The organism is Flavobacterium anhuiense (assembly GCF_900101855.1).
GTDB classification, from domain to species: Bacteria; Bacteroidota; Bacteroidia; order Flavobacteriales; family Flavobacteriaceae; genus Flavobacterium; species Flavobacterium anhuiense.
Genome location: NZ_FMVC01000003.1, coordinates 519,043 through 533,014 on the forward strand (window position 1 = coordinate 519,043; position 13,972 = coordinate 533,014).

A 13,972-nucleotide genomic window follows, 5' to 3' on the forward strand; every position below is an offset into this window, starting at 1 on the left:
GATTTGTATAGATGGAGCTACGCACCTATTTTGAAAAATATTCTGATGAAGCAACCTGTATTGAAGAGCTTAAAAACAAACGTTTAGAAAACGGACTTTTATGCAGGAAATGCGGACATAATACGCATTCTTTCCGTCAGAATGATTTAAAATTTCAGTGTCGCAAATGTGGCAGCCGCACTAGCCTGCGCTCAGGCACTGTAATGGAAAACTCCAATCTTCCGATTCGATACTGGATGATCTGCATTGAATTGATGACGCTTTCGCACAGAAGATTATCCATTCTCAAAATTCAATATTTACTAGGACATAAACGTTACGAACCTATCTGGATGATGGTGCAGAAAATTCGTCTAGTTATGAAAATCAGGGACGAAAAATACAGATTAAAAGCCTATTCTGAATTTGATCCAGAATTTCTTCAAAAAATAGACAAACTCGCAATAAAGAAAAAAGCAGAAAGCAGTAAGTTGTGAATTATGAGTTATGAGTATCAATTTTTTATTTTTAACGCAAGACATTAATAAAAAGCCACAGATTATTAGGATTAAAATGATTTCTTAAAATCTGTATCAATCCTATAATCTGTGGCTTTATAAATATTGCAGAAGCTTCGATTTCTCTCAGCTTGACAATTCGAATTATCAATTGTTAATTCTCCATTATTTCTTCTTATTCTTTTTAGCTTTCGATCTTTTCGCTTTGTTTTTAGCTATCTTTTTTGCCTTTACTTTTTCTTTAGCTTTTTTAGCCTTGGCTTTCTTTTTAGCTTTCGCTTTTAGTTTTGCTTTTTTAGCCTTCTCTTTCTTTTTGTCTTTTTTCTTAGCTGTAGCTTTTTTCTTTTTCAGTTTTTCTTTTTTCTCTTTTTCTTTCACTTTTTTATTTTTTTTAGATTTTGGCTGGTCTTCTTTTTCTTCTGATGTCCCCGCTAATTCAGATGTAGTTTCCTCTCCTTCTGCTGCCTGTTTTGGTTCTTGCACTGCCTCATTTGTGCTTTCTTCTTTTTCTGCAATTTTTCTCGGAGCTCTTTTTGGTTTAGGTTTTTCTAGAGTTTCAACCGCTTCAGATTTTGGAACCAGAGCATCTTTTTGCTCGTTTTCATCATTAGAGATAACTGGACTAGCTTCTACCTCTTGATCGATTTCATTAGTAAGCACTTCTTTTGCCATTATTCTGTTAATTTTAAGAAATTGATTAAATTTATTTTGGATTAAACTAATTTTTAATGTTATTAAATCATTAAATTAACATCAAAAAATAATAAACAAAGATAGATTGAAAAACCTATTCGCCAATGTTAAGTTTTTCATGAGCATAAAAACCAGATTGTATTCATTTACAAATCAGATACTTATCCAATGTTAAGTTTTTTACCATTGCTTTTACAAAATTAAAAACGCCTTTACAGCCTTTTTACAGCTGTTTTTTCTCCGTCATAATGAATACTGAATTGCAAAATTTCGATTTAAATCAGATAAAAGGGTTTACGATTTAGAATATTCAAAAACATATATAAAAAAGCATTGAAAAGGCTCAAAATTCTGTATTTAAAGCATTTTTATTTGATGATATTCCATTTTATTGTTTCAAAACCTGTTTTCGTGTTTCATTTTATAATCTGCAACATAGAAAAAAAAATTTCCTGACTTTGTTTCTTTAAATTTGAGTATTCCCCAAAATCAGATTAAGATAACTACACATTAATGCTTAAATCAATTTATTAATTTAAGGTGGTTATAAATTGCTGTGCTGCCTTTTTTATCCCTGATTGCTTATGGCACAATTTTATTTTTCCTGGAGAATTTGCATTTTATCAAAAAAACTGGCTTTTACGGCATTAGTAGTTTTCCTTACTATTTATCAAACCAATGCTCAAAACTGTACTGTAAATGCTGGAGTTTTAAATGAAACCATTTGTGAGACAGACGCGCTGGTTTTGACTGGAAATAATCCGAGTCCAATTATCGGCACAGTCAAATGGACACAGATTTCGGGTCCTGCAGTAACAATCAATTCGCCAACTAGTCCAAGCACAACAATTTCAGGCTATACAGGAGGCAATACTTATATTTTTAGATATAGTGCAACCTGCGGTGATGGTATCGTGTCGTATCAGGATAAAGTAGTAAATGTTAAACCCATAACAAAGGCTAATGCTGGCGCCAATATCGCAAGCTGTCCCAATAACAATGGTACATTGGCTATTATTGCAAATACTCCGCAAAACACAGGAGAAACAGGATATTGGGAAATCGTAGGAGCCAATAATGCAGGAGTTGTCATTAATTTCCCTAATCTAGCCACTTCAACCATCACTCTACCCGAAACTAGCTGTGGCGTTACAACACTTCAATGGGTTATTGAAGGGCCAGAATATGCTCCTGGACAACGTTGCAGAACCACTTCCCAAATAACCGTAACCAATTATGGAGGCGTAAAACCTGTTTCAGCAGGTCCAGACCAGACTTTAAGCAATTGTTACACTACAACGCAATCAACTAACTTAAATGGCACTTATGGTGGCTGCGGACTTAATGGCCAAAATGGGCAATGGACATTTGTAAGCGGACCTAATACACCAACTATAGCCAACCCAAATGCCAATAATACAGGAATTTCAAATCTAGTTGAAGGCACTTATACTTTCAGATGGACAGTTACTGGTCCTTGCGCTTCAGGAAATGATACGGTTGTAATCACTGTACCGCCTGCAACTCAGGATGTAACACAGCTGCCGGGTGGAGACGAAAACATATATTTTTGCGACAATACTATAAATCAGGTAACTCTTGTTGCGCAGACTCCTCTCTACGCAGGTGAAACGGTGGCCTGGTCTCAGATCTCTGGCGACAGTGGCGCTGTAATTGTATCGCCAACAAACCCTACCACATTGGTAACCAATATTTTTCAGGGAGGCGATCCGTATCGTTTTCGTTACACTCTCACAAATACCAATACAGGCTGTATTTTCACCAAAGATTATATCGTGCAATATAATGGGCAAACAAGGACTATTGTGGCAAATGACGGGAAAGATATTGTTGGAAGCTGTAATGCGACTGTCTTTACAATTCCACTCACAGTAACTGGAACAGGTTCCAACCAATACCGCATCGTTAGCGGCCCTCCGCTCTCTCCTTTAGGGCCTTTTCCTACTGCATTGGCAGATGTTGGAAATTCACTTACTCTGACCCTTACTGCACCTGGGGAATATACGGTTGAATTTATCAGAAAACAAGGCGGAGCATTAACTGTAGAATGTGATTATGGTTTTGATACCCTCAACATTTTGGTTTCTGGAGATCCTACACCATCAAATGCAGGAACCGATGTTAGTCTGCCCTGCGGTGATACAACAACTGTTCTTTCTGGAGTAAGCACAGATGACGGCTTGCATTTTTGGAGTCAGCTCAGCGGACCCAACACAGCTGTTATTGCTGATAATTTTGCAGTCGATACGCCGGTCAGTAATCTTATTTCTGGAACCTATGTTTTTCAATATATCACAAAAGGAGGCGGTGCTACCTGCGGTTTTTCAGTGGCAACAGTTACCGTTTATGTTTCAGACAGTTCGATAGATGATGTTGATGCTGGAACTGACCAAGTAACCTGTGCCGGTTCACAGGTGCCTCTTACGGCTGTCCAAGCTTCAGCTGGCGAATTCGGAACCTGGAGCCAAGTTTCGGGTCCAGATACAATTACTTTTTCAGATGTGAATGATCCGAATGCTATTGCATCTGGCTTTCTAACGCCATCTTCCACATATGAATTGCAATGGACAGTTGCTTATTCGCATCCAGGACCTTCTTGCGGTAGCTCCGTTTCTGATACCGTAACTATCATAACTGATAATAACAATGCGCCCACGACATCAGATGCTGGACCAGATGCCTGCTATTCTTCAGGAACAACCACTTTTAATCTTAGCGGAAACACACCGGCACTAACCGATTTTGGTACTTGGAGCGTTGAACCATCGGCTGGAGTTGTTTTTGCAGACGTAAATGATCCAAACACAATGGTAACCGTTCCTGGAAATGGAACTTATATTTTTACATGGTCAATCATTTCAAGGTTTAGAACCTGTCTTCCGAGCGAAAGCAGCGTATCTGTTACTGTTGCACAAACTCCCCCAATTGCTGATGCGGGACCGGATCAGGAAACTTGCGGTGATACGGTAACAATGGCTGCTACACAAAGTGGCGGATCAACTGGCACATGGACAAGAATTTCTGGCGTTGGAAATTACACCATAAGCGATATTCATGATCCAAATGCTGTTTTTACTTTCTCCTACAGTGGATATTACATTTTCAGATGGACAGTTGATGCTGGTACTTGTGGTCAGGCATTTGACGATATCAATCTAACTATCGGACTTCCTCCTGATCAGGCTGCAGCAGGTCCAGATCAAAATATATGCAACAACAGTACAGTTACCATGGCAGGCAATGCCTATGATAGCTTTTTCGAATCAGGCCAGTGGTCTGTACTTACTGGTTCTCCCAATCAGCCTCTAATTGTAGACCCTTCCAATCCAAATACAGAAATTAATGGTCTTATAGCAGGTACATATACATTTAGATGGACGATAACTGCAAAAAGCATCTTTTTATGTCCAGGCAGTTTTGATGATGTAGTTGTAGTGGTTGACCCAGCAGCAAATGCGGGACAAGACCAAACCTATTGTGATGTTACAAGTGTACAGCTTATAGCCAACGAAAATTCAACAGGAACTTGGTCACTGACCAGTACAACAGGAAACCCCGCTGATGTTATCATTACACAGTCTCCATCAAATAGCTATATTGCTAATGCAACTGTAGTTCCTGGAAATGACTATGTCTTTACATTCACTACCAGCACTACTACATTTCCAAATGGCGCTACATGTAGCGGAACTTCAGATTCTGTAAATATTACTGTTTTTAGCGGTGCCAGCATTGATCCAGACGCAGGTCCAGACCAAACCTTATGCATTAGTGATGTTGGCGGTGTTGCAACCATGAGCGGAAATACTCCCCCTCCAGATGTTACAACATTTGAATGGCGATTTGTTTATCAGCCCGCTGGAAGTGTAGCTGTTATTGATACTCCAACAGCACCATTGACAACAGTTTCAAACCTAACCGTTCCAGGGCTTTACATCCTCGAATGGGTATTCAAAAGCAATGATTGCCGAACTCTTTCAGATATTGTGCGAATAGAAATGAACGCACCGCCAAGTGCCGCCAATGCAGGTCCTGATGATACCGTTGCCTGTCAGACCACTTATAAGACTGCGGCGGTTCCTCCGACGGTTGGTATTGGAACTTGGACGTTTTTCTCTCAGCCTCCTGGAGGAGCTGCAGTGATTGACAATCCGAACAGTCCTGTTACTACTTTATCCAATATTAATGTTTTAGGAACTTATATCTTAACATGGACAGTTACTAATGGTCCTTTTACGAATCCTTCACTATGTCAACCTACTTCAGATCAGGTAGAAATAACTTTCAATGATGTCCCGCCATCTATAGCAGACGCTGGTCCTGATCAAGAACTCTGCAATTTGACCAGTGCTACTATGAATGCTGTTACGGTAACATCAGGTCTAGGAACATGGACACAGGTTTCTGGTCCAAACACAGCTGGCATTGCGTCTCCAAATAATGAAAATTCATTAATGCTAGGGCTAATCCCTGGGACGTATGAATTTAAGTGGACCGTAACTACAACTAATTTAAACGGATGTTTCTCTGAGGATTCTGTTCTTGTAACGATATATCAGAATCCTTCAACTGCCGATGCAGGGCCAGATCAGACTGTGCCTCAATTTTCTCCTATCAATATGAATGCTGTTGTTCCAACAGTTGGCACTGGCAGCTGGACTCAGATAGCAGGCCCGAGCACAATAGGATTTACAGATCCTACTAGTCCGACAACTGCAGTAACTGGGACTATTCCTGGCATCTATACACTTCAATGGAACGTAACAAACGGAAACTGTACACCTTCATCTGATACTATGACGCTTAGAATACTCGCTGTAGCGGATCTTGAATTAACCAAAACTGTAACCCCTACAACAGGAAGTGCTGGTGACGTAGTTACTTTCAATATTAATGTTTTCAACAACAATGCACTAGGCGGATCTGTTACAGCCACCAATGTTGCCGTACGTGATTATATTCCGCTTGGCTTTGCACTTGTTGCAGGATCTGTTACTTCGGCAGGAATATACAATGTTGGCGATAACACGATTACTTGGAGTAATTTGACCATTCCAAGCGGTAGTATCTTAAATTTATCATTTAAAGCTACCATATTACCTGCAGGAGGATCTTACGTAAATACCGCAGAGGTTATCGCCTCTGATCAATTTGATCCTGACAGTACGCCAGATAATCAAAACCCTACGGAAGATGATCAAGACAGTGCTACTGTAGTACTAGATTTAGCCGATTTATCGCTTAAAAAAACAGTTTCTCCTAGTACAGTTAGCATAAATGACAATGTCATTTTTACCATTTCGGTGACTAATAGCGGACCAAATAATGCAACTGGAATAACGGTTTCAGAAAAGCTTCCTCCTGGATACACTTACGTGAGTGACAATGGAGCCGGAAAATACAATAGTCTTACTGGAATTTGGAATGTTGGCAATTTAAACAATGGAAATACGCTCACTTTACAAATTACCGCTAAAGTAAATGTTGTGACATCTATGAACGACTACTTTAATACGGCAGAGATTCAGACTGCAGATCAGCTTGATCCAGACAGTACACCTGGAAATGGTATTACAACAGAAGATGATATATCCACAGCTTCTGTTTCACTGAAGCAAGCCGATTTAGAACTTACAAAATCCGTCACTCCTACTTCAGCCGCAGCAGGCGAACAAGTTACTTTCACTATAAATGTGAATAACTTAGGCCCAGGAAATGCAACTGGAGTTGGTGTAAAAGATGTTATTCCTGTTGGTTACACGCTTATTCCGGGATCAGTATCAAATGGTGGCACTTATCAGGTGGCCACTGCTACTCTAGAATGGAGAAATCTGTATCTTCCAGCTAATTCGAATGTGAATCTTACCTTTAATGCTTTTGTTAATCCTTTAGGAAATTATCTGAATGTTGCCCAAGTCATAACCAGCGATCTGCCTGATCCTGACAGTGTCCCAAATAATGATATTCCTACCGAAGATGATCAAGATGATGCCGAAATTATCTTTATCGGACCATCTGCAGATTTATCTTTAGTTAAAAATGTAGTGGCAGGCAATACAAGCCCTGTGGTTGGAAGCCAAATTTCGTTTGAACTTAAAATAACAAATGACGGTCCAAATAACGCCACTGGAGTACAGGTAGCCGATTTATTGCCTTCTGGTTTCGAATATGTAAACTATAGCTCTTCTGCAGGAACATACAATAGCACTACTGGAATTTGGAATGTCGGAACGATTGATTCTGGTGTTACCGAGTCTCTTATTTTGGATGCCAAAGTATTGCCGACAGGTAATTATCTCAATATAACTCAAGTAATTGCGAGCGACCTTCCTGATCCTGATAGTACACCTAATAATGATGATGGCGATCAAAGCGAAGATGATGAAGACAATGCTGTAGTAACACCTATCCCTCCTTCTGCGGATTTATCATTAACAAAAACGGTAAGCAACCCAACTCCGCTGGTTGGATCTACTGTAACTTTTACCATTATAACCACAAACAGCGGCCCGCAGGATGCAGCACTTGTTCAGGTAACCGACTTATTGCCTTCTGGTTATACATATAGCAGTTTTAATGCCACAAGTGGAACGTATGATAATATGACGGGATTATGGACATTAGACATATTAAGAAGCAGTGAGTCTGAAACACTACAGATCAATGCCATAGTAAACCCGACAGGAGATTACACAAATATTGCTGAAGTTACAAATAGCGATACTGCCGATCCTGATTCGACACCTAACAACGGCGTAACTACTGAAGACGATTATGGAACGGCAACTACTGTTCCTATCCCTCAATCTTCAGACCTGTCATTAACAAAAACAGTCAATAATGCAACACCATTGGTAGGCTCGCTTGCTACTTTTGAAATTGTCGTAACAAATAATGGCCCTCAAGACAATTTTGGCGTACAGGTGACCGATGTGCTCCCATCTGGATACGCATTTACTGGATTTACTGTTTCAACAGGAACCTACGATACTGCCACAGGAATATGGACAGTTGGCAATTTAGTCGCTGGTGATTCTGAAACGCTTCAAATTGTAGCCCGAGTTAATCCAAACGGCATTTATCTAAATACAGCTGAAGTTACCGCTGCAAATCTTCCTGATCCTGATTCCACTCCAAATAACGGAATCACAACAGAAGATGATTACGCAGAGGTGATAACAACGCCAATTCCAACATCAGCAGATTTATCGCTAACTAAAACAGTGAGCAATACTACTCCGCTTGTGGGCACTCAGGTAACCTTCAGTATTCAGATTACAAACTCTGGACCGCAAGAAGCAGATGGCGTTACCGTTACAGATTTATTGCCTTCGGGCTATACATACGTGTCGTACAGTGCAACAACTGGAACTTATGACCCTGGTACAGGACTTTGGGATGTTGGAAATATGCCAGTCACAGATTCGTATACTTTGCAGATAACAGCTTTGGTTAATTCAATAGGAAATTATACAAATACTGCCGAAATTACAGCTAGCAGCCAGCCTGATCCCGATTCTACTCCGAATAACGGAATTACAACTGAAGACGATTATGCTGAAGCTTCAACAACACCAATAGCAACATCGGCCGATTTATCATTAACTAAAACAGTAAGCAATACTACGCCTCTTGTGGGTTCACAAGTAACTTTTAGCCTTCTGGTAAATAACGCAGGACCGCAAGCCACAGATAATGTAGCAGTAACCGATTTATTGCCCTCAGGCTACACCTATGCATCTTACTCCGCAACAGCTGGAAGTTATGATGCCGTAACAGGACTTTGGTCAGTTGGAAGCATGCCTGTTGCATCAAATCATACTTTACAAATAAATGCTGTAGTTAATGCTGAGGGAAATTATACAAATACTGCCGAAATTACAGCTAGCAGTCAGCCTGATCCCGATTCTACTCCGAATAACGGAATCACAACAGAAGATGATTATGCTGAAGCTTCAACAACACCAATAGCACAATCATCTGACTTGTCATTAACTAAAACTGTAAACAATACTGCGCCGTTAGCAGGATCTCCTGTAACTTTTGCTGTCGTGGTTACCAATAATGGACCACAAGACAATACCGGTGTTCAAATTACCGATTTATTACCTTCAGGATATACCTTCAGCAGTTTTACAGTTTCTACAGGAACTTATACTCCTGCGAATGGAGTATGGAATATTGGTAATTTAGCAAACGGTGAATCTGAAACACTTCAAATTACAGCTACAGTAAATGCCACTGGCGATTATGTAAATATAGCCGAAGTAACAGCGGCTAATCTTCCTGATCCTAATTCAACTCCTAATAATGGTGTTCCAACAGAAAATGATTATGCAACAGCTACCATAACGCCAACTGCGCAAGCAGCAGATTTATCTTTAACCAAAACAGTCAATAATACTAATCCGTTAGTAGGCTCCTTAGTTACTTTTGAAATAGTTGTAACTAACAATGGTCCGCAAGATACATCGGGCGTAACGGTTACCGATTTACTTCCAAGCGGCTATACCTACTCTAATTTTACCATTTCTACAGGAACCTATAATCCTACAACAGGATTATGGACAGTTGGCAATCTAATTAATGGGAAATCAGAAACTTTACAGATTCTCGCTGTAGTAAATGCTACAGGAAATTACGTTAACGTTGCCGAAGTAACTTCAAGTGCACTTCCTGACCCTGATTCGACTCCAAATAACGGTGTTGCAACAGAAGACGATTACGCAACAGCGACAGTTACTCCAAATGCTCAAGCTGCAGATTTATCGTTAACTAAAACGGTTAACAATGCCACTCCATTAGTAGGTTCGCCAGTTATTTTTGAAATAATTGCAACCAACAATGGTCCACAGAATACTTCTGGTGTAGAAATAACCGATTTACTACCTTCTGGGTATACTTTTGTTACTTATAGCGCTACAAAAGGACTTTATAATGCTGCAACAGGAAAATGGACAATTGGTACATTCCCAAACGGAGATTCGCAAGTTCTAAGAATAACTGCTACTGTAAATCCTACAGGAGATTATACCAATATTGCAGAAGTAACTGCCAGCAATTTACCAGATCCAAATTCAACTCCAGGCAACGGCATTCCTACTGAAAATGATTATGGAACAGCTACCACTTCGCCGTTAGGACAATCAGCAGATTTATCCCTAACCAAAACGGTAAACAATGCCACTCCGTTAATTGGAACTCCCGTAACTTTTGAAATAGTAATAGCCAATCAAGGCCCACAAAATGCAACAGGGGTTGAAGTAACTGATTTGCTTCCATCAGGTTATACCTATTCTAATTTTACCGCTACAAAAGGAACTTATAACAATGCAACAGGAAAATGGACTATTGGCTCATTGCCGAATGGCGATTCGCACACACTTCAATTGACCGCTATTGTAAATGCTTCGGGCAATTATTTAAATAAAACTGAAGTTACAGCAAGCAGTCTTCCTGATCCAGATTCTACGCCAAATAATGGCAATACGACAGAAGACGATTATGCTGAAATAGCAACCGTTCCAACTGTTCCAATGGCCGATCTATCACTTATAAAAGCAATAGTCGGTGGTAATTTAAGTCCAATATTTGGAGCGACCATTACCTTCGAAATAACGGTAAAAAACAGCGGACCGCAAAATGCAACTGGTGTCAAAGTAAAAGATTTGCTCCCAAGCGGTTACGAATATGTGGTATACAGCTCAACCGCTGGACAATATCATAATTCAACCGGAATCTGGGATATTGGAACGATACCAAATGGTAGTTCCGAATCTTTGCTGGTTTCTGCAAAAGTTAATGCAACAGGAATTTATCAAAATATAGCTGAAGTTTACGCTTCAAATGAATTGGATCCAGATTCTACACCTAATAACGGCGCTACTAATGAAGACGACATCAGTGCTCTTTTAATTGATCCTGTTCCTGCAGTCGCAGATTTATCAATAGAAAAAAGAGTTATTGACAATATCCTTACACCTGCTGTTGGCTCACAAATTTCATTTTCGATTACGGTAACCAATTCGGGACCTAGTGTTGCTACTGGCGTTACCATTAAAGATGTGCTTCCGTCAGGTTATGATTATATATTTTATAACTCAACCTCTGGTGCATACAATCGCTTTACCGGCGAATGGAAACCGGGAGTTATACTGCCTGGTAATAGCCATACTTTGGTATTGAATGTTTTCGTAAAGAGACCTACAGGCACTGCCAACGAATACTTGAACTCAGCAGAAATCATGACCGCAGATCAATACGATCCGGACAGTACACCTGGAAACGGAATCACTACAGAAGATGATTATGATAGCATTTCTGTTACGCCTGTAATTGTTATGGCAGATTTATCTATCAGTAAAACAGCCCTAAATGCAAATACTATTTATGATGTTGGCGCGACAGTTATTTTTACTGTTACAGTATCAAATGATGGTCCTGCAGATGCTAGCGGCGTAATGGTAAAAGATCTGCTTCCGTCTGGATTTACCTATTTAACAAGTAGTCCAACTAGCGGTTTATACAACTATGTCACAGGCGTTTGGAATGTTGGCAATATTGTAAACGGAACCAACCAGTCTTTGGATATCTACGCTCGTGTAAACTCACCAACTGGGGCGGCTAATGAATATATAAATGAAACCGAAGTAATTGCCAGTAACCTACCCGATCCTGATTCAACACCTAATAATGGAGTTAAAACAGAAGATGATTACGACAGTTTACAAATAAATATTGCTGTTGCCGATTTAAGTCTTGAAAAAACTGTCAATAACAAAAATGCAAATGTAGACGAAGTAGTAACATATACGCTTCTGCTTAATAATGATGGACCAAGTACAGCGACTGGAGTCGCAGTTGAAGACATGATACCACTTGGATTGAAAAATATTTCGAATATTAATAATGGAGGCGTTTTCAGCAAGGATATCATAAAATGGGTAAACCTAACAGTTCCTGTAGGGGGTATTACCTTAACCTATCAAGCAACTGTTGACAACCCGCTTGGACTTGAAAGTGTTGATTATGTTAATATTGCCCAAGTGACGGCCAGCAATCAATTTGACCCGGATTCTACTCCAAATAATGATAACGGAGATCAAAGTGAAGACGACGAAGATTCTGAATTTATCAATATTCCTGCTACAGATATAGCTATAAACAAGGAAGTAGATAAAACCGATGTGCCAATGGACTCTCAGGTAACTTTTACCATTACAGCAGAAAATCGCGGAGGCCTAACAGCTACAAATGTAGAAGTACAGGATGCATTGCCAAAAGGATACTCATTTGTAAGCTCAACTGTAACTTCAGGAGCTTATGATCCCAAAACGGGCATTTGGAGCATTCCATCAATCAATACTGGAGCTTCTCAAACATTGACTTTAACAGTTAAAGTGGTCGATTTCAATGATTATCTGAACACAGCACATTTGACAAAACTTGATCAGATAGACACCAATTCGGCAAACAATCAGGATAACGCAACTGTTTCTCCAAACTGTCTGAAAATCTACAATGAGTTTTCACCAAATGATGATGGCCAAAATGATTACTTCTATATCGATTGCATCGAAAGATATCCTAATAACCAGCTGGAAATCTTTAACCGCTGGGGTAATTTGGTTTACTACCAAAAAGGCTACAAAAATACTTGGGACGGAAAAGCAGACGGCTCTGCCAAAACGCTTCCTGAGGGCACCTATTTCTATATTCTCGATTTAGGAGACGGATCTAAAAAAACCTCTGGATGGGTTTACCTAAAATAAAACCATCCAGAAAATGAAAAGTTTAAGAATAGGATTAACCAAAATAGAATTGGCTATGATTAAAAATATGAAAAAGGTTTTCGCGATAATTACTCTATTCTCGGTATATGGAGCCTTTGCACAACAGGACCCGCAATACACGCAATATATGTATAACACAATGACCGTAAACTCAGCTTATGCCGGATCTCTTGGACATTTAACCGTAACTGGTCTTTTAAGAACGCAGTGGGTTGGTATTGAAGGCGCTCCAGATACTCAAAGTTTTTCATTAGACACTCCACTCGGAAAAAATGTCGGTCTTGGAATCTCAATTATAAATGAAGAAATTGGACCAACAGAAGAACAATATTTAGATGCCAATTTCTCATATACCATCAAATCTGGCGAAACACATAAGCTCTCATTCGGATTAAAAGGCGGCGGGCGTGTTATTAATATTGACTGGTCTAAAGGAAGCCACAAAGACCCTGATTCCCAATTTCGAGAAAACATTACCAATAAATTTTTGCCTGTTGTAGGTGCTGGACTATACTGGCATGGAGAAAGAGATTATATCGGGCTTTCGATTCCGAATTTCATGACACGTGAACGCTATACCTACGATGATATCAGCGATGATCTAGTCAATCAGAGAATACACGTATATCTTATTGGAGGTATTGTTTTTGATCTTTCGGCACATACAAAATTCAAACCAGCCGTCTTGGTAAAATACGTTGCTGGCGCACCAATTATTGCCGATTTTTCAGCAAATTTCATGTTCAACAATGCAATAACGCTGGGAGCTTCTTATCGCACTTCAGACTCTGTAAGCGGTTTAGTCGGAATACAGATAACGCCAATGATTATGGCTGGTTATGCCTATGATTACACCACAACCGCTCTGCAGAATTACAACAGTGGCACACACGAAATCATGCTTCGTTTCGAACTGGTTTCGCGCAAAAAAGGATTAAAATCACCAAGATTCTTTTAATACGGATAGTC

At 39.7% G+C, this 13,972-nt stretch carries 3 protein-coding genes and 1 pseudogene; 3 read left to right on the forward strand and 1 reads right to left on the reverse strand.

Annotated features, from left to right (window positions below; translation table 11 throughout):
- Nucleotides 1–11: 11 nt before the first annotated feature.
- Nucleotides 12–464 (forward strand): annotated as a pseudogene (locus BLP44_RS10250) (transposase); the annotation flags it as partial.
- A 198-nt stretch (nucleotides 465–662) separates the two neighbouring features.
- Here BLP44_RS10250 and BLP44_RS23045 read toward each other — a convergent pair.
- The gene (locus BLP44_RS23045; protein ID WP_211516878.1) at nucleotides 663–1,169 is read right to left on the reverse strand and encodes a hypothetical protein; all 507 of its coding nucleotides are present in this window, start codon (nucleotides 1,167–1,169) and stop codon (nucleotides 663–665) included.
- 605 nt (nucleotides 1,170–1,774) lie between these two features.
- On the opposite strand from BLP44_RS23045, the gene BLP44_RS10260 reads away from it, so the two are divergent.
- Together BLP44_RS10260 and BLP44_RS10265 are read left to right on the forward strand one after the other, a co-directional pair.
- The gene (locus tag BLP44_RS10260) at nucleotides 1,775–12,982 is read left to right on the forward strand and encodes a PKD domain-containing protein (RefSeq protein ID WP_091132500.1); all 11,208 of its coding nucleotides are present in this window, start codon (nucleotides 1,775–1,777) and stop codon (nucleotides 12,980–12,982) included.
- A gap of 67 nt (nucleotides 12,983–13,049) precedes the next feature.
- On the forward strand, nucleotides 13,050–13,961 hold the full coding sequence (locus BLP44_RS10265; RefSeq protein WP_455550101.1) for a PorP/SprF family type IX secretion system membrane protein: 912 nt from the start codon (nucleotides 13,050–13,052) through the stop codon (nucleotides 13,959–13,961).
- Nucleotides 13,962–13,972: the final 11 nt, after the last annotated feature.